At 45.4% G+C, this 18,178-nt stretch carries 17 protein-coding genes; 10 read left to right on the plus strand and 7 right to left on the minus strand.

Annotated features, from left to right (window positions below; translation table 11 throughout):
- Nucleotides 1-416: 416 nt before the first annotated feature.
- The 4 genes from DYE48_RS00345 to DYE48_RS00360 all read left to right on the plus strand — a co-directional run bounded on the left by DYE48_RS00345 (nucleotide 417) and on the right by DYE48_RS00360 (nucleotide 3,226).
- Nucleotides 417-677: a YhdT family protein gene (locus tag DYE48_RS00345; protein ID WP_115822251.1), complete on the plus strand. Its 261-nt coding sequence runs from the start codon at nucleotides 417-419 to the stop codon at nucleotides 675-677.
- The gene (panF, locus tag DYE48_RS00350; protein WP_115821884.1) at nucleotides 674-2,140 is read left to right on the plus strand and encodes a sodium/pantothenate symporter; all 1,467 of its coding nucleotides are present in this window, start codon (nucleotides 674-676) and stop codon (nucleotides 2,138-2,140) included. The genes DYE48_RS00345 and panF overlap by 4 nt, the downstream gene beginning before the upstream one ends.
- A gap of 131 nt (nucleotides 2,141-2,271) precedes the next feature.
- Complete coding sequence (locus DYE48_RS00355) at nucleotides 2,272-2,646, plus strand: hypothetical protein (RefSeq protein ID WP_115821885.1); 375 nt, start codon at nucleotides 2,272-2,274, stop codon at nucleotides 2,644-2,646.
- 16 nt (nucleotides 2,647-2,662) lie between these two features.
- A complete protein-coding gene (locus DYE48_RS00360; RefSeq protein ID WP_115821886.1) occupies nucleotides 2,663-3,226 on the plus strand; it encodes a histidine phosphatase family protein in 564 nt (187 codons plus the stop codon).
- Between the two features lie 190 nt (nucleotides 3,227-3,416).
- On the opposite strand, the gene DYE48_RS00365 is transcribed toward DYE48_RS00360, so the two are convergent.
- The 4 genes from DYE48_RS00365 to DYE48_RS00380 are packed head-to-tail and all read right to left on the minus strand — an operon-like array spanning nucleotide 3,417 to nucleotide 7,966.
- Nucleotides 3,417-4,886 (minus strand): sodium:solute symporter family protein, encoded by a 1,470-nt coding sequence (locus DYE48_RS00365; RefSeq protein WP_089650810.1) that lies wholly within the window; start codon nucleotides 4,884-4,886, stop codon nucleotides 3,417-3,419.
- Nucleotides 4,887-5,108, minus strand: a complete 222-nt coding sequence (locus DYE48_RS00370; RefSeq protein ID WP_115821887.1) for a DUF3311 domain-containing protein — start codon at nucleotides 5,106-5,108, stop codon at nucleotides 4,887-4,889.
- Nucleotides 5,105-6,715 carry an amidohydrolase gene (locus DYE48_RS00375; protein ID WP_115821888.1) on the minus strand — a complete coding sequence of 537 codons (1,611 nt, stop codon included), beginning with the start codon at nucleotides 6,713-6,715 and terminating at the stop codon, nucleotides 5,105-5,107. The genes DYE48_RS00370 and DYE48_RS00375 overlap by 4 nt, the downstream gene beginning before the upstream one ends.
- 15 nt (nucleotides 6,716-6,730) lie before the next feature.
- Complete coding sequence (locus DYE48_RS00380) at nucleotides 6,731-7,966, minus strand: Zn-dependent hydrolase (RefSeq protein WP_115821889.1); 1,236 nt, start codon at nucleotides 7,964-7,966, stop codon at nucleotides 6,731-6,733.
- Between the two features lie 260 nt (nucleotides 7,967-8,226).
- Here DYE48_RS00380 and DYE48_RS00385 point away from each other — a divergent pair, with 260 nt between their 5' ends.
- Together DYE48_RS00385 and DYE48_RS00390 are read left to right on the plus strand one after the other, a co-directional pair.
- Nucleotides 8,227-9,201 (plus strand): phosphotransferase, encoded by a 975-nt coding sequence (locus DYE48_RS00385; protein WP_115821890.1) that lies wholly within the window; start codon nucleotides 8,227-8,229, stop codon nucleotides 9,199-9,201.
- 112 nt (nucleotides 9,202-9,313) lie between these two features.
- On the plus strand, nucleotides 9,314-9,538 hold the full coding sequence (locus DYE48_RS00390) for a hypothetical protein (protein WP_089650816.1): 225 nt from the start codon (nucleotides 9,314-9,316) through the stop codon (nucleotides 9,536-9,538).
- 58 nt (nucleotides 9,539-9,596) lie between these two features.
- Here DYE48_RS00390 and DYE48_RS00395 read toward each other — a convergent pair whose 3' ends face one another.
- Entirely contained in the window at nucleotides 9,597-9,782 is a 186-nt protein-coding gene (locus tag DYE48_RS00395; protein ID WP_115821891.1) for a YjzC family protein, read from the minus strand.
- A 303-nt stretch (nucleotides 9,783-10,085) separates the two neighbouring features.
- Here DYE48_RS00395 and DYE48_RS00400 point away from each other — a divergent pair, with 303 nt between their 5' ends.
- The 3 genes from DYE48_RS00400 to DYE48_RS00410 all read left to right on the plus strand — a co-directional run bounded on the left by DYE48_RS00400 (nucleotide 10,086) and on the right by DYE48_RS00410 (nucleotide 13,257).
- On the plus strand, nucleotides 10,086-10,712 hold the full coding sequence (locus DYE48_RS00400; protein ID WP_115821892.1) for an FMN-dependent NADH-azoreductase: 627 nt from the start codon (nucleotides 10,086-10,088) through the stop codon (nucleotides 10,710-10,712).
- A 176-nt stretch (nucleotides 10,713-10,888) separates the two neighbouring features.
- Nucleotides 10,889-11,863 carry a cation diffusion facilitator family transporter gene (locus DYE48_RS00405; protein WP_115821893.1) on the plus strand — a complete coding sequence of 325 codons (975 nt, stop codon included), beginning with the start codon at nucleotides 10,889-10,891 and terminating at the stop codon, nucleotides 11,861-11,863.
- Nucleotides 11,864-11,946: 83 nt separating this feature from the next.
- Nucleotides 11,947-13,257, plus strand: coding sequence for a Glu/Leu/Phe/Val family dehydrogenase (locus DYE48_RS00410; RefSeq protein WP_279629287.1), 1,311 nt, complete (start codon nucleotides 11,947-11,949; stop codon nucleotides 13,255-13,257).
- A 39-nt stretch (nucleotides 13,258-13,296) separates the two neighbouring features.
- On the opposite strand, the gene DYE48_RS00415 is transcribed toward DYE48_RS00410, so the two are convergent.
- A complete protein-coding gene (locus DYE48_RS00415) occupies nucleotides 13,297-14,730 on the minus strand; it encodes an aldehyde dehydrogenase family protein (RefSeq protein WP_115821894.1) in 1,434 nt (477 codons plus the stop codon).
- A 9-nt stretch (nucleotides 14,731-14,739) separates the two neighbouring features.
- Complete coding sequence (locus DYE48_RS00420; RefSeq protein ID WP_115821895.1) at nucleotides 14,740-16,374, minus strand: acetolactate synthase large subunit; 1,635 nt, start codon at nucleotides 16,372-16,374, stop codon at nucleotides 14,740-14,742.
- 211 nt (nucleotides 16,375-16,585) lie between these two features.
- Between DYE48_RS00420 and DYE48_RS00425 the strand changes: the two genes are divergently transcribed.
- Nucleotides 16,586-18,061 (plus strand): PTS mannitol transporter subunit IIBC, encoded by a 1,476-nt coding sequence (locus DYE48_RS00425; protein ID WP_115821896.1) that lies wholly within the window; start codon nucleotides 16,586-16,588, stop codon nucleotides 18,059-18,061.
- The last annotated feature ends 117 nt before the right edge of the window (nucleotides 18,062-18,178 follow it).

Here is an 18,178-nt window from a genome sequence, read left to right on the forward strand (position 1 = left end):
GGCTACGCAAGTAAAAGTTTTTCTGCTTTATCGATAATCTTGACTATTAATTATTAAACTATATGGCAGTATTCTTGAAGACTCGATTTCGAGACTTTTGTTGAGTGGATGGGGGCTGCGGGGAATGGCTCGCTTTCCAACCACCCCTGACGCTCAACCCAGCAACGAAACCCGAAAGAGTCTCGAAACTGAGTCTTCCACAAACGGGAGCTTATCTTCAAAAAAGGATATTCATACTTTATGTCTGGAAGGGGTGGAGTAGCACGTTTTTGTGAAAAAAGGGTGCAGACAGACGAGTGATTTTTCGGTAAGCTTGGAAAAGAAGAAAACAAGAATGCAGCAAAGAACAAATACAGAGATAAGTAGACGTTCGGTTGGTTAAGGGGGAATATTCTATGAATCAACAAGAAAAGCGTATGGAAGATCCGCGATACAAAATTGCTAATAAAGAAGCGTTGATCGGGGTAGCACTGGTTGTTGTGAACTTCATTCTTTGGTATGGCTTTGCCTATGGTCTCGGGTCAGGGCCAGTGGAGGAGTACGACTACATTTTCGGCTTTCCTGCTTGGTTTTTTTATAGTTGTATCGCCGTCACGGTATTCATCTTCCTTCTCGTGATTTTTGCGGTCAAGTTTTTATTTAAGGAAGTACCGCTGGATGAGGAGGTTGAAAAATGAATTGGGGCGTTGTTATACCACTGCTATTATTTTTAGTGATCATTTTCTTCATCGGCTTTTATGCTTCGAAATACTTAAAGTCGAGTGCGGATTTTCTTCAGGAATATTTTTTAGGAAGCCGTCAGCTTGGTGGTTTCATTTTAGCGATGACGATGGTCGCCACTTATGGAAGTGCGAGCAGCTTCGTCGGCGGTCCCGGAGTCGCTTACACAGTTGGACTCGGCTGGGTTTTGCTTTCCATGACACAGCTTGCGACGGGCTATTTTGTACTGTCGGTACTTGGAAAGAAATTTGCCATCATGGCTAGGAAGATTCGTGCTGTCACACTTGTGGATTTCTTAAGGGAACGCTATCAAAGTAAATGGGTGGTCATTCTTTCGGCGGCAAGCATCATCATTTTCTTATTCTCCGCGATGGCGGCCCAGTGGGTCGGGGGTGCGCGCCTGATTGAATCCTTTACAGGTCTTTCCTATACGGCAGCCTTGTTCATTTTCGCTGTTTCCGTGCTTGTTTATGTCATTATCGGAGGATTCCGTGCTGTAGCAATTACGGATACTGTGCAGGGGGTCATCATGTTTTTCGGGACGATGACCATTTTGATCGGTACGATTATCGCAGGGGGCGGGATTGAGAACATTATCTCCGATCTTGCAGCAGAGAACCCGGATCTAATTTCGCCGTATGGAGCGGACCGTTCCCTTACGCCGGTCTATGTATCGTCCTTTTGGATCCTTGTCGGTGTAGGTGTCGTCGGTCTGCCGCAAGTCGCTGTCCGTGCCATGAGCTATAAAAGCTCACGCGGGATGCACAGGGCTTTGATTATCGGTACTGTTGTGGTCGGTGTCATCATGCTCGGCATGCACTTGACAGGCGTCTTTGCAAGACCTGTCCTTCCTGGAATTGAAGTCGGAGATACAGTGATGCCGCGAATCGCGATGGAGGTGCTGCCGGCATGGCTGGCAGGCATTGTACTTGCAGCCCCGATGGCCGCAATCATGTCGACCGTCGATTCACTCCTTCTGCTTGTCAGTTCAGCTGTGGTAAAAGATGTGTATATGAACTATGTCAACCGTGAGGCAAGTGCGGAGAAGGTGAAGCGGCTGAGTATTTCCGTCACCACTGTCATTGGCATTCTCGTATTTGCCATGGCGATTCAGCCGCCGGACTTATTGATTTGGTTGAACTTATTTGCTTTCGGCGGTCTGGAAGCAGCTTTCATTTGGCCTGTCATCATGGGGTTATATTGGAAAAAAGGCAATGCCAGTGGAGCCATTGCTTCTATTTTAACAGGGGTAGGAAGCTATATTATATTTCATAGTTTTATGCCTCAAGCGCTGGGTATGCATACAGTAGTACTACCCGTGCTTTTGAGTCTGCTTGCTTATATCCTGTTTAGCTTATTGACGGTGAAACGGCATGAGGCCATTCAGGAGCAGGTGTTCCAAAAGTTATGGAGTGCTTAAATAGCAAAAAGGGTGGAGGATGCTCCATCCTTTTTTTGTTAGTAAACAAATCATAAAATGTGTTACGGTATGAATGAATATTGCTCGGGAAATAACTTTAGGTTCAAAAGTTCAGGACGGAGGGTGAACGTATGATGAAAATATATACGGGAATGATAGCCGCCTTCTTTTCATCCATCATCGTATCAATCACGGTGAACGTCTTATCTCCCGGTGGTGGGGATGTTTCAGCTCTTATATTTTTGTACATATTTCCTGTTTACCTCTTTTTAGGAATTTCCCTGTCTATTTTCATCGATCGTGTATGGCCTACGCGAAAATGGTGGCAAACCTTTCCTTATTATACGCTCATAGGTTTGGGGTTAAGTGGTGTCGTTTTGTTTACTTCCTCTCTAGGAAGGGGAGAAGAGCTTGTGGTTTCGGCTTTTATCATCGGGTGTGCTTGGTTGTACTTCCTTGTACTTACGGTTCTTAGTTATGTAAGAAAAATGGGAGTGAAAGGATAATGGAAGGAGGACAATGATGGAGCTTGTATTTGTGCGTCATGGGGAAGGAGAACATACGGCAACGCCTGATGGATTACATACCCTCCACCCAGCATTGACAACCCGCGGAGAAAGACAGGCAATAAAATTACAAGAAACGTGGTCCCTATCCTCTGAAGATCTACTCATCGTCAGTCCGACAATAAGAACTTTACAAACGGCTGAACGGTGGACTGAAGACATTTCATGCAGGAGAGTTGTGTCTCCTGCCGTTGGCCCCCGCATGTTTCCACAGAAAAAGGAATGGAAAACTTTACCGTGTGACCGAGCATTGGGTAAAGACCGGGTTTCTGCTGAATTCCAGGACTTTCATTTAATTGGTGAACGATGGGAAGAGGGGATCAATGATATCCCTGAAAAGGAATTCGTGGACGTTGCTTCTGAACTGATTCATTGGTGTAAGCAACAAGGGAAAGACCGTGTTTTTGTCGTTACACATGATGGTACGATGACAGCCTACAGGCAATGGATCGAAGGGAAAACATTGACCCGGGGGGACTTTCCGAAAGAGACGGGATGGGTAAGGGTGAAGGTGGAATGAAGAAGCCCTTCAATGATGTTATAAAACATAAACAACACGTGGAGAGTCATCGTTCAGGTGCGAAAGGAAGGCTGCCTTTTTCGATTTAGGTTACGGGTGTCATAATTTCTTATGCTTCTTTCTGCACTCATCGTCCATGTGTTTTTTCATTGAAAAGGCACAGCATTTACTAAACGCTGTGCCTTTTTGCTTATGACCCTATTTTTCTATATTCCTCTGCCATCGGCATCTCTTTTCCTTGAGTAAAAGCACTGATTAGAACGACAAGTCCTACGTTAACGATCAAGCCGAGGATTCCTGGATTAATATCCAAAGGTGTGGACTCCGCGACAAGCTGGAAGTAGTAGTTGACGACGGTTCCTGAGATTAATCCTGTAATGACAGCTGGTGCGGTGATTTTTTTCGAATACAATGCACCATATACCCCGGGTGCGAATTGGACGATTGATCCGTAGGCTCCGAGGAGGAGGGCGATCAACCCCTGTCCCCCAAACACAGTGATGAAATAGGCCAGCCCACCGATTACGAACACGCCGATTCTCATGATTAAAAGCGTCGCTTTCTTTGAAAGGTCCCTTTTCACGTTGCGGATCAATCCGTCCGTGAATTCAAGGGAAGCGCTGTGTGTGATGGCATCCGCGGTACTCATGGCGGCTGCCAGGGCACCAGCACCGACAAGGCCATACACCCAGCCCGGCAAAGTGAGAACGGTGGTAATCAGGTATGGCAGAATTTCATCAGGTGAACCGATTTGGTCGGATTGGATGACGTTGACGGCGGAGAATCCGACAAACAGGAGCGGAATTAAGAACAAGGCGAACATTGGATAGACGAGCACGGTTTTCTTAATTGTGCGTGCTTTTGTAGCATAGGATTTTGAAAACAAGTGCGGCCACATGAGAAACCCGATGGTCGATACGAGTATAGTCGTGGTGTAGGCCATCGTGGACATCGTTGAACCTTCTGCACCGATCTGCAGAAAGCCTGGGTTGTCCTGTGTCAAATTACGGAACATGTTGGGGACACTGTCATGAAGCTGATTAACGATGGTCAGACCGACCGTCCAGGAAATGACGATCATGAGAATCCCTTGAAACACATCAGACCAGGCTGCAGCCCGCAGCCCGCCAGTAGCTACGTAAACGACAACAATTCCGTAAGAAAGCAGGGCACCAAGCCAGAAGGGGATCCGTCCTTCTGTCATGATGTTGAAAATATAGGCCATCCCTTTCATTTGTGTGGCCAAGTACTGGATAGAGGCCAGTAAAGCGACAATTCCGATGATCATGGCGATCACACGGCTGGAGTAGCGCAGCTGTAAAAATCCGGCGACCGTATAGATGTTGTGCTTCCGGCCGATAGCTCCGATTTTCGGTCCAATGATATACCAAGGTAAGATGGCGAAGGCTGTATAGGTGATGATGTACAAAGCTGGAGCACCGCGGGAAAAGGCCCATCCCGGAGCGCCAAGGAAAGAGAAGGCGCTGAAGACCGCTCCACCCATGAGGAACCACATGACGAACAGACCGAGATTCCCTTTTGCTGTTGTGAACTCTTCCAGTGAACTTTTGTCCTGGTTACGGCCGGCTAAAACCCCGATGAATAAAGCGACGACAAGATAACCAATCATCATGATCATTGCAATTTGCCATTGTGCCATTTAGTGGACCTCCTTTTCGTCTTTGTCAGGATCGATTTTGTACAGGAATAGGACGATGATGAATGTGACTACGATCCAAAAAATGACCCAGAATACCGAAAAAGGCAAACCGATAATGAATGGCGTTTCCCTGTTGGCGATGGAAAACAACGGAAAGATGAGAAGTAAAAAAGGGATGGTTAAAGAAAGGCAATAAATTTTAACGAACTTTTGTTTGGTCAATGAGCATCCTCCTTTTGTTTTTCATACACGAGATCTCCATTGAGAATCGTCATTTCTACTTGGATGTCCTTTAATTGATGAGAGGGACAACGCAGGATCGATTGGTCGAGTATGACAAGATCTGCGTACTTTTCTGGTTCTATTGTTCCTTTCAAATGTTCATCGCCGCTTGCGTAAGCCCCTGCCCACGTATAAGCTCGGATCGCTTCTTCGACCGTAATAGCCTGATCTGGTCCGACGGATTGTCCGTTTTTACTTGTTCGATTGACGGCTGCGTGGATGCCAATCAGCGGATTCACCGATGTAATGGGGCTATCGGAACCGATGGCAAACGGAATGTTCTGTTCCAGATAACTTTTTAACGGGAAAAAGTGGTGGACTCTGTCCCCGTAATCGTTGATATAGCCGTCCCCGAATTCGTAAAGAAAAGCAGGGTTCGGAATCGGAACGGAATGGGTGGCTTTTATCCTTTCTACAAGGTCAGGGGGAGTGATTCCTGCATGCTCAAGCCTGTGACGTTGGTCGATACCTGTCCTATGATTGAGCGCTCGCTCAATGGTGGTCAGCAGCATATGTACGGCTTCATCTCCCATGGCATGAGCGGTAATTTGCCACCCTTGTTTGTGTGCAGGGAGGAGGTGCTGATCCAGTTCTTTTTGATCCATATATAGAATACCTGAATCATCTGGATTACTCGTGTATGGCTTCCGGGTTTTGCATGTGGGCCCGCTGCTGCTTCCATCAATAAAAACTTTCGCAGGACCGATTTTAAACCAATCGTCGCCTAGTCCTGTCATGATCCCGCTTTCCACACCTGCTTTGACTACGGATGGAGAATCGTAGAGAGAACCATACATGACGTAAAGACGCTGTCTGATTTTTCCTCTCTGAGCAGCCTTTTGTAAATAACGGATGTGTTTCGTGCCGTATCCTCCGGCATCATGGACACTCGTTATCCCTTTTTGCAAAAAGTGACTCGAGGCCATTTGCAATCCAAGCATCACTTCTGCCTCTGAATAATCGGCAAGCTGGAACATCTCCATATGGGCGGCTTCCAACAATAATCCGGTAAGATCGTCACCATCCCTGTGATAGGTTCCCCCGGGTGGATTTGGTGTTTGTGAAGTGAGACCTGCCAATTCCAGTGCTTTGCTGTTCACACATGAAATATGACCACAAGTCCTTACGACAATAATCGGATGGGAAGTGGACACTTTGTCCAAATCCCATTTTGTCAGATGGCGCTTCTCAAGCAGGGCGTTTTGATTGTACCCCCAGCCGCGGACCCACTCTCCCGGCGGGGTTTCTTCTGCCCGTGCATGAAGTTTTTCTATGATCGAATCTATAGAATCCACATCTTTAAGATTGACGCCAAGCTGATTGGTTCCATACAACTCGAGGTGGGCGTGGGCATCATTAAATCCTGGCAGCAGACTTCTTCCATTCAGATCAATGACCTCTGTGTGAGAACTGCACCGTTCCATGATTTCAGCCGTCGATCCTACTTGAAGAATCCGCTTCCCTTTGACAGCAAGGGCTTCGTGGATGGTGCCCTGTTGATCTGCGGTTATAACTTCTCCGTTGATGAATACGGTTGTTGCTTCCATTTCTTCTCCCTCCATTTAGGACTGAGCGATTTTTAACGCGGTGTGGTAAAGGAGTTCGACTCCTTTTAGCATGTCTTCCATTTCGGCATATTCCAATGGGTTGTGGCTGATCCCTTTTTCACACCGGACGAAAATCATCCCGTAATCACTGATGTAGGACATGAATAGGGCATCGTGAAAAGGCCCGCTCATCAAGGTTGGGGAGTCATAACCGAGCTGTTCGTCTTCCTTTTTCATGATGTCTTTGATCCAATCGGCACAGTAGCGGGGATCACTGCGTGTATCTTCACTGATGGAGTATTCAAGGTTATGTTCTTTGCTTGTACGTTCAATGATTTCATAGAGTTTCTTTTCGAGTTTTGTGCGGGCATCCAAATCGATATCACGAAGGTCGATCGTGAACTCGACTTTTTCAGGGATGATATTGCGGGAGTTCGGGAAGGTTTGGACACTGCCGACCGTTCCTACAGTATTCGGCGTGCCTTCGTTAAGGATAAGTTCATTGAATTCTTTTGTAATGATTGAGGCTCCTAGAAACGCATCCTGTCTTAAGTTCATTGGAACAGATCCTGCGTGTCCCGCAAATCCTTCCAATGTCACTGTAAGCCAGATTGGACCGGAAATGGCGGATACGATTCCGACGGGTTTGTTTTGCGATTCGAGTACAGGACCCTGCTCGATGTGGAGCTCAAGAAAGGCTTCAATGTCGCCAGGCTTGTAGACAGGACTTTGACTCAAATCTGGTTCTACGCCGAATTCTCTAAGTGCTTCTAATCGGGTCACCCCATTTTTATCTTTGCGTTCGAGTTCGCCTTCTTCCAATTGACCAATGATTCCGCGGACACCGAAGACACCTTTATTGAATCTGGAACCCTCTTCGTCTGCAAAGCAGATCACCTCTATGGAGCGGTTGGGGGTGATGCCTTCTTCTTTCATCGTATGTACCACTTCAATGGCGCCTAAAGCACCTAATGTTCCATCAAAACGACCGCCATAGGGCTGGGAGTCAATATGGGAACCTAACATGAGAATTGGTTTGTCTTTTTCTTTTCCTTCGACACGACCAACTAAGTTCCCGAATCCGTCAATATGTGTATCAAGACCGGCTTCTTCCATCCAAAGGCGTACAACATCAACGGCTTCCCTGTCTTCTTTCGAATGAGCGAGTCGACAGACACCGGTTTCTCCAATCTTTCCTATTTTGGCTAAGGTTTCGATGTGTTCCTGGAATCTTTTTCGATTGATCTTCAAGTTGGATCTCCTCCTTGTTTTACTAACTATATCAAGTTCATAATTGTCTGACAATTGACAAAACGTTAAATCATAGGGGGGAATATTGGACAGGGAAGGATTTTTTGTACAAGATGTCGGATAAGAAGGTCATTCATTTTTTCAGAAAGAATGAATGGCCTGTTATTAAAAGTTAGAGGGAGATGATTTTGATATATAGGAGAAATATCTGCAGGAAGGGATAGGTTTAAAAAAGAATGTAGTGATAGGAGGATGATTGAATGGATCAAAAACGGGTGAAAAGTCGTTTGATAGAATGGGCACATAAAGCTGATCTAGGATTGGATATAGAAGATACCAACATACAGTACATATGGAATCCAGGCGGTTTTGTCAATCAGTCCTATCATATTTCTGATGAGAAGAAACACTGGCATGTGAAGTTTGCAAAGCGGGACCATCAACCGAAGTTACAACAATGGGCGCTTCATCACAAATATTTGACGGAACATTATCAAGCACCAATGTTGGTTATGGACATTCATGAATCGGTGATTCCTGATCACCCTTATGGTCTTGTGTTCGAATTTTTTTCTGGAGAGGTATGGGAAAATCAAGCTTGGACGGATGAAATTTTTTCGAAGGTATCTCAGTTACACGGTGATCAAAAGCTTAAACGTATGCTTGGAGCAGCAGAAAAAAGGTGCACAGATGCTTTCATCGAGACATATATTCGTCGGTTCAGGGAAGATATGAAAATTATTGATGCCAATAGAGAAATCCTTTCTTTTGTAGATAAGGAAACCTTTGAGTGGTTTCATGAAGTGACGGATCAGTTGGAAAAGGAAGTGCGACATTCCCCTCATTTTGATCGTCCAGCTGATGATGTTGTTCATAATGACTTGAATCAGCAGAATATTTTAGTGAATGCGGACGGGTTTTGCATGATTGATTGGGATGACCTTACTCTTGGAGATGGCGCAGCAGATTATGCATCGTTGCTTTGGCCTTGGGTTTATACGCAGGAATGGTCGATGTGGGAGGAAAAAGTAAGAGTACTTGCAGGAGATCACGTGGTTGAACGGATGGGACTTTATTTTAAGGCGAAATTATTAGATGACGTTATTGATGTGCTTGCCGATTATGTAGAAGCAGAAGAGTTCCCTGATGTGAAGGAGAGAACGCAACATAGAGCGAAAGTCACACATCTTCACGCTCTGGAATTATATAAAACGCGTGATGGTACAGTTCTATGAGTGAGCAATTCAAAGGATAGCGACTTTAAAGGGTTTGCACAATTCTTGGGCATGTTTGTCTCTCTTTTTACATATCCTACTAGTAATAGAGGATCACATAGGGAGTGACAAAATGGGTTTCACATATGGAAAAGATGAACTGATTGGTGACTTGCAGCAGGTGTTTGCCAGACACAATGTCCAATCCATCCGCGTCAAAGAACCCGGCACGTTGTTCCGTGTGGAGACAGATGGTTCACTTACGATCGGGATTGGAGCGACGATCACGTCATTTGAACGCCAGCCTGATGAAAAACAAGCACCCGTATTTAAGGTGATTAATGGAAAGAAAAAATGACGAAAAGTCCTGGGCAGGGGGATGTCCAGGACTTTTCTATGTGTTGAAGTGCGTATGATTATGCTTTTTTCCAGTATGCAGCTTCTTTACTGGAACGTAGAGGTGGGAACGTATCGCCATTGCTCAACTCGATATGTTTCTCATCCTCTGTCACATTGTCTTTTTTACGACCATCCACTAAACCATCAAATTCGTAAGTACCTGCTTCTGGAGCTTGTTCACCTGTTTTGTAACGATCAGCCATTGAGAAAACCATCCTTTCGAATTTGTTTTAGTTGTGCGCACATAAGCTATATAACCGCATACGCCAAAGTGAAAACCTATTTTTGTAAAAATGTTACATTTGAAGGAGTTTCCATTTTCTAAGACTTGTAGTTTGACAAGTAGAAGATAAGTTATTAATATATACAACGTTGAATAGTTTGTGTAGCAACATCTTGAATTACGGATATAAAACCAATCCTACGTCCGAACAGCTATTATTAGGCTTATTTTTATAATCTGTGGTTGCTACAACAACTAATTTATATAAATGGAGGTTCACACGATGACAAAAGTACTTTTCGTAAAAGCAAATTCCAGACCTATGGAGCAGTCTGTGAGCGTCAAACTTTACCATACTTTCTTGGATAACTATAAAAAGGTCCACCCGGATCACGAGATAGAAGAGCTCGACTTGTTTGAGGAAAACCTGGATTACTATGACAATGACAAAATCAATGGCATGTTTAAGCTTTCTAAAGGTATGGAACTTACTGAAGCTGAAATCGAAGCGACGAATACAGTAACAGCATACTTGGATCAGTTCCTTGCTGCAGACAAAGTCGTATTTGCATTCCCGCTATGGAATTTCACCATTCCAGCTGTTCTGCACACGTACTTCGATTACCTGGCACAGGCTGGCCAGACGTTCCGCTATACAGAAGAAGGACCTGTCGGCTTGCTTCCTGATAAGAAGGTAGCCATCTTGAATGCCCGTGGCGGCGTCTACTCTGAAGGTCCTGCGAAATCCGCAGAGATGGCCGTTAATTATGTAGAAAACATCCTGGACTTCTGGGGAATCGAAGATATTACGACTCTCGTGGTCGAAGGTCATAACCAGTTCCCTGATCGCGCAGAAAAAATTATCGAGAATGGACTGGAAGAAGCTGCATCTGCAGCTGCGTCATTCTAATTCACCTCAAAAAAGCATCCCAATGGGGTGCTTTTTTTGTGTTCGGAATTAGATGGAAGAAAATGTATGACCTGGTACGGAAGAATATGTAAGACCTGGTCAGACATTTTATGGAATGATTTCCGCTTGATCTTGGGAAACTATGGGGAGAAGCTGGGGACGGAAAGGGGTAAGGGATGAGAGAGTTATTCGTCTTGTTGAAGAAAGGTAACAAACCGGCATTGTGGGCAAGCATCATAAACGCCACGATTTCTTTGATCAAAGGCATTGCTTACTTCATTACTGGGAATGTGGCGATGTTTGCGGAAATGATGCACAGCATTGGTGACATGGCCAACCAATTCTTTGTGTTTATTGGTTCGGCACTAAGTAAAAAAACACCGACCGATAAATTTCCGAATGGGTTTGCCCGGCTTGTAAACCTTGTATTGCTTGGTGCTGTCATTATCGTTGGGATATTGGCTTATGAAACGATCAAAGAAGGGATCCATCACATCCTTCATCCACCAGAAGCAGGTTCCTGGCTTTGGCTGAACTTGACGGTCCTTGGCATTGCTGCGATTCTTGAGTCTTTTGTGTTGTACAAAGCAATGAAAGAAGTTGTCAAAGATATCGGTCAGGAGAATGTCAAAGGGATGGAGGTTGTAAAAGTGAGCCTCGCAAATCTCGGAGGAGCAAAACCGGCAACAAAGCTGGTTTTCCTTGAAGATATGGTCGCGACCGCGGGTGCACTCATTGCGATGATTTCCATCCTTATTGCCACCTATACGCCTTTTCATACAGCTGAAGGATATGCTTCCGTCATCATCGGTGTGATGCTGTTTTATGTTGTCGGTCGTATTTTCTTAGACAATGCAGCTGGTGTGTTAGGGGTAGCGGATGAAGAAATGGAAAAGAGAATTGGCGAATTTGTTTTTGAGCACCCTGAAGTGCGGGATATCAAAAAACTGATGGTTATGAAAGAGGGAGAAGAGCTGCATGTGGAATTGAAATTGGAGTTCGATCCGGAAATGTCCATAGAAACGATCGACCACGTGCTCGATGGAATTGAGAAAAAAATCCTTAACCAGCGCGGTGTAACAGAAGTCATCATTGAATCAGATAAAGATGATGATCAATTATCGTGGGATCCAGAAAAGAATGAAGTGTAATCATTTGGAAATTACTGGATGGCCTGGTCTGGAAGAAAATGTATGACCTGGTGTAGAAAAGTATGGAAGGATGAGGTGGGAGTATGGGTAAGGAAAGGTACGATAAGGTGGAGTCGGATATTATGACGCATGGGCATAATCCTTATGAGATTGTGAAAGGGTTACTGAAGGAATCTGTGGAGAGGCTTGGCCTTCACGAAAACATTTATCATCTTCTTAAGAAACCGATGCGGGTGTTTGAAGTATCCATTCCTGTGCGGATGGACGATGGAAGGATTGAAAATTTCACGGGATACCGGTCTCAGCATATGGATATCCTGGGTCCGACAAAGGGTGGGATCCGCTTTCATCCGGATGTCAATTTAGATGAAGTGAAGGCACTATCCATCTGGATGTCTTTGAAGTCAGCGATTATCGATCTTCCTTTAGGGGGAGGAAAAGGCGGGGTGATTGTTGATCCCGACCAATTATCTGAAAACGAATTGGAACTCTTGAGTCGAAATTACATTAAGAAAATCACACCAATCATCGGACCTCAGAAAGACATCCCGGCCCCGGACGTAAATACAAATCCGAAAGTCATGGGGTGGATGATCGATGAGTTCGATCAGCTTCGTGGGTATAATATCCCCGGGATGCTGACAGGAAAACCTGTTGTGCTAGGCGGTTCGCTTGGACGCCTGCAAGCGACGGGGCGTGGGGTTGTATTCACAATCCGTGAAGCTTGTAAAGTGCTCGGGATTGAGATGACAGAGGCCACGGCAGCTATACAAGGCTTCGGAAATGTAGGGAGCATGACGGCTAAATTTTTGTACGAACTTGGTGTGAAAATCGTAGCAGTCACGGACGCTAAAGGCGGCATCTATAAAGAAGGTGGCCTGGATATTCCGGATTTATTGGCCTTCACAAACAATGGAGAAAATTATGCTTCTTCCTATGAAAAAGCAGAACCGATCACGAACGAAAAGATGTTCAGCCTTCCTGTTGATATTCTCATCCCGGCTGCAATTGAAAATCAGGTGACAGAAGAAACAGCCCCGACGATTCAAGCGAAAATCCTTGCCGAAGCGGCGAATGGACCAACGACACCGGCAGGTGATCAAATCCTTGAGGAAAAAGGGATTTTCGTCATCCCAGACATTCTCTGCAATGCTGGCGGTGTGACGGTTTCGTACTTTGAATGGGTTCAGAACAATATGAATTACTACTGGAAAGTCGATGAAATCAATAAACAGTTGGAAGAAAAAATGTTGACAGGCTTTGAAAAGGTCATTCAGATGAAAGAAGAAAAAGGCTGTCGGATGCGTGATGCGGCGTATATGGTCGGCATTAGTCATCTCGTGAAAGCGATGGATGCTCGTGGTTGGATCGGAGAAAAAGAGCTTGAATCATAAAAAAGCTGCTGTCCATATTGTCGGACAGCAGCTTTTGTTTTACCCGTTCAGCCTTATGCCATAAAACTTCAATTCCGTCATATCCTCAAGTGCATATTGGACGCCTTCCCGTCCGATGCCACTCTTTTTCACCCCACCATATGGATGGTTGTCTTGACGGTAGGTGGACATTTCATTGATCCAAACCCCACCCATTTCGAGTTGATCAGCGACTCGAAAAGCTCGATCAATATCTCTTGTAAAAATGCCGGCCTGAAGTCCATATATGGAGTCATTGGACTGATGGACGACCTGGTTTTCTGATGAGAATGGAATAACAGAAACAATGGGTGCGAACACTTCTTCTGCAATAATTTTCATATCGCTTTTGACGTTTGTCATGATGGTCGGTTTTAATAACGTCCCATCCCGTTCACCGCCGGTTTCCACTTTTGCGCCATTGTCAACCGCATCATCAATCCACGTTTTTGCGCGTTTCGCTTCATCTTCATTGATCATCGGTCCGAATTCCGTTTCCTCGCTCATCGGATCACCAATCTTCAGTGCTTCTGTTTTCTCAATAAACGCTGTTAGAAAACGATCGTAGATATTCTGGTGCACATAGATGCGCTGGGCCGATATACAGACTTGTCCTGAAAAAGCAAAAGCGCCTTTGACTAAACTCGAAACCGCATAGTCCAGGTCTGCATCTTCAAAAAGAATGTTAGGACTGTTTGAGCCGAGTTCGAGCGTCACTTTTTTAAATCCGGCATTCTCACGGATCGTTCGTCCGACAGGCAGGCTTCCTGTAAACGTGACCTTATGGATCTTATCGTGTTTCACAAGAGGGTCTCCAATTTCTTTTCCTGTTCCAAGGAGAAAGTTAAGGGCGCCTTTCGGGAGTCCGGACTCATGAAGAAGCTGGACGAGTTTGTAGGCGGAAACCGGTGTTTTTTCCGCTGGTTTCAATACGATCGTGTTGCCCGCGGCAATGGCAGGAGCCACTTTATGCAGCGTTAAGTTTAAAGGGAAATTGAAAGGTGTAATCGCTGCCACAACCCCGAGCGGCACGCGTTTTGTGAATCCAATCCGGTTTTCCCCGCCAATCGCTGCATCCATCGGAATGACTTTCCCTTCAATGTGTTTCGCTTCTTCCGCCGCAAAGCGCAGGACTTGGACCGAACGCTGCACTTCACCCAGGCTGAATTGAAGAGGTTTCCCGGCTTCTTTGGTGATGGTTTCAGCGAACTCATTCTTACGTTCCTCTAAAAGTTTCGATGCTTTTAAAAGAATGTCTGCCCGGTCATGCGCAGGCATTTTCTTCATGGTCTGATGAAAAGTGTCGTAACTAATATCGATGGCTCTGTTTAAGTCATCTTCTTTAGCTAAGGCCAGCTCAGCAACCATTTCCTCGTTGTAAGGGTTTTTTACCGTGATGGTTTCCCTTGTTTCTTCCCGGTATTCTTCACCATTGATAATAGAGCCGATTTTCATGTGTTCACCTCATTCGCATGTGATATTTTTTAGTTTTTCCGTTAGCTTCATGTTTTCGCTGTAATCCACAGGGCAGTCGATCAACACAGGTTTGTTCATGGAAACGGCCTGATCCAGGGCTTTTTTCAGGTCTGTCGATTGATCAACACGTAAAGCTTCCATGCCGAAAGACTGGGCCAATTTGATAAAGTCCGGATTGCCGAATTCAATGTAGGATGGACGCTCGAATTTTTTCATCTGATGCCATTCAATCAACCCGTAGCCATCATCCCTCCAAAGGAGAATAATGATCGGCAGGTTCAGTCTGACCGCGGTTTCGAGCTCTGCTCCTGTCATTAGAAAAGAACCATCCCCGCAGACGGCGACTACGTTCCGATCCGGAGCGGCCATTTTAGCTGCAATCGCACCCGGAACCGCTACTCCCATGGAAGCAAGGCCGTTCGAGATGAGGCAGGTGTTCGGCTTAGATGTATGGTACATGCGAGCCATCCACATTTTGTGGGCGCCGACATCGGAAATGACGATATCATCATCTCCCATGGCATTTCTCAAGTCCGCAATGATTTTTTGCGGTTTAAGCGGGAAGGCCTCATCCTGTTGATATTGCTCATACTCATCGAGGATATTTTTCCGGATGGATGTCGCCCAGTCAATGTTTCTTTCTTTTGCCGGTACTGCTTCGATTAATTGCTTCAAGTTCTCTTTGATATTCCCGACCACGTTCAAAGCGACCGGGTAATAAGCGTCAATTTCAGCTTCTTCTGTATCGATATGCAAAATGGGTGTCTCTCCGGTCGGGTTCCAGTTTTGAGGTGGCGTCTCAGCCATATCGAAACCAATCGGGATGATCAAGTCAGACTGTTGAAATCCACATGTAATATGATCTTTCCCGCTTAAACCTGCCGTGAGGAGGCTAAGTTCATGCTTCCAGGACAGAGCGCCTTTCCCCATAAACGAGTGAACGACAGGAATGTTCGCTTTTTCTGCTAACGCTTGGAGCTCGTCTGTTGCCTGTTCCCTAGTAATTCCGTTCCCTGCTAAAATCAGAGGCTTTTCTGCCTTGGAAAGCAGGTCAGCCGCTTCCTTGATGACTTTTTCGTCGGCTTGCGGGAGAGAATGGCCGGTGATCGGGAGTGGTTGGGCTGTCACTTCCATGCTCGCCACATCCTCAGGTAAATCAATATGAGTCGCTCCTGGTTTTTCCTGCATCGCCAGTTGATACGCTTTTCTTACGACTTCAGGAACAATCTCGCCAGTTTTGATTTGTGCATTCCACTTCGTCACAGGGGCGTAAATGTCAACGAGATCATAGTACTGGTGGGAAATTTTATGCTGGCGGTTCAATCCCGCCTGCCCCGTAATCGCGATCAGTGGGCAGTGGTCCATATTCGCATTGGCTACACCGGTCAAAAGGTTGGTAGCTCCTGGTCCGAGTGTGGCCAGGCAGACACCAGGTTTACCCGTCAACCTTCCGTAGGTGCCGGCCATAAAAGCAGCACTTGTTTCGTGCCTGGTTGTAATAAATTCGATGGAAGAATCCAGAAGGGCATCCATTACGTCGATGTTTTCTTCACCCGGGACACCGAAAACATATTCGACGCCTTCGTTTTCTAAGCATTTGATCAATAGTTGCGCAACGTTCATGTCTTTTCCTCCTTGTCGCTCTTATTTTGCGTTATGACGACCTAACTTATGAGAAAAAGGATTCCTATTTAGCAAGGGATCAAGAGCATATTTTAGATTTGTCACATTCCGTTTGACAAAGCTGCATTTAGATTGTCTTGAGAATAGGGTTGTAACCGCTTTATCATGAAAGTACAGAAAAAGAGAACAAACGAGACGAGGAGGAAATCTCATGAGTGAGAAAAAACAAACAGGTGCAAGAGCTCGTGTTCAGCGGTTCGGAAGCTTTTTGAGCGGAATGATTATGCCGAACATTGGGGCTTTCATTGCATGGGGTATTATAACGGCTTTATTTATTCCAGATGGATACATTCCTAATGAAGATTTAGCAGAAATGGTCGGTCCGATGATCACCTACCTGCTGCCATTACTGATTGGTTTTACAGGTGGACGATTGGTCCACGGACTTCGCGGAGGTGTCGTAGGTGCGACAGCTACGATGGGTGTCATCGTCGGAGCGGACATCCCGATGTTCCTTGGTGCGATGCTGATTGGTCCCCTAGGCGGTCTAGCGATCAAATGGGTGGATAAACTTTTTGAAGGCAAGATCAAGTCTGGATTTGAGATGCTTATCAACAACTTCTCTGCTGGAATTGTTGGAGCGATCCTTGCGATGATCGGGTATTATGTTATCGGCCCGATTATGTCAGGACTGACGAACATTTTAGGTTCTGCTGTTGAAGCGTTAGTGAATGCGGGATTATTGCCGCTTGTTAACATTTTCATAGAACCAGCGAAAATTTTATTCTTAAACAATGCGATCAACCACGGAATTCTAAGTCCGATTGCTGTGGATCAGACACAGGAATTAGGAAAATCGATTTTATTCTTACTTGAAACAAACCCGGGTCCTGGTTTAGGAATTCTTCTGGCATTCAGTATCTTTGGAAAAGGAATTTCCCGCCAGACGGCACCAGGAGCTGCCATCATTCACTTCTTTGGTGGTATTCACGAAATATATTTCCCTTACATCTTATCTAAGCCTTCCTTGATTTTGGCAGCTATTGCCGGTGGTGTAACCGGAACGACAACGTTCGTAGCTTTCGGTGTCGGTTTGACAGCCACTCCTTCTCCAGGAAGTATTGTCGCGCTTATGCCACTCACAGCAAGAGGTGATCACCTCGGTGTGATTGCAGGTGTTCTTCTTGCGACACTGGCATCATTCATTGTCGCTTCCTTGATTCTTAAATTCAGTAAGAACGAGGAAGAAGAAGATTTGAATGAAGCTACAGCTAAAATGGAAGAAATGAAAGGGAAGAAGAGCTCTGTTTCTGGACAGTTGAATTCTCAGCAAGAAGAGCAAAAAGAAGAGGCGAATGAAGAGGTTTCAGATAGAAACACTGACGTCGTTCCTTCCGTAGACCGGAGTAATGTCGATAAAATCATCTTTGCTTGTGATGCGGGAATGGGATCCAGTGCGATGGGAGCTTCTCTATTGAAGAACAAGTTCAAAAAAGCAGGGATCCAAATTGATGTCACAAACATGGCGATCAATGATCTGCCAAGTGATGTAGATATCGTCATAACTCACAAAGACTTGACGGAACGCGCGGTTCAGAGAGTACCAAATGCTCACCACATCTCTGTCGAAAATTTCTTGAACAGTCCGAAGTATGATGAACTCGTAAACGAACTTAAATCTGAATAAGTCCCTTAGAGGCCTGATCACTCCGATCAGGCCTTTGTTTATCTGAATATGGCCCCTCTAGACTCAGTTTCGAGACTTTTGCAGTTAGTTGTGGGAGCTTGAGCAGATGAGACCTTT

The sequence above is a fragment of the Halobacillus trueperi genome, from assembly GCF_003386945.1.
GTDB classification, from domain to species: domain Bacteria; phylum Bacillota; class Bacilli; order Bacillales; family Halobacillaceae; genus Halobacillus; species Halobacillus aidingensis.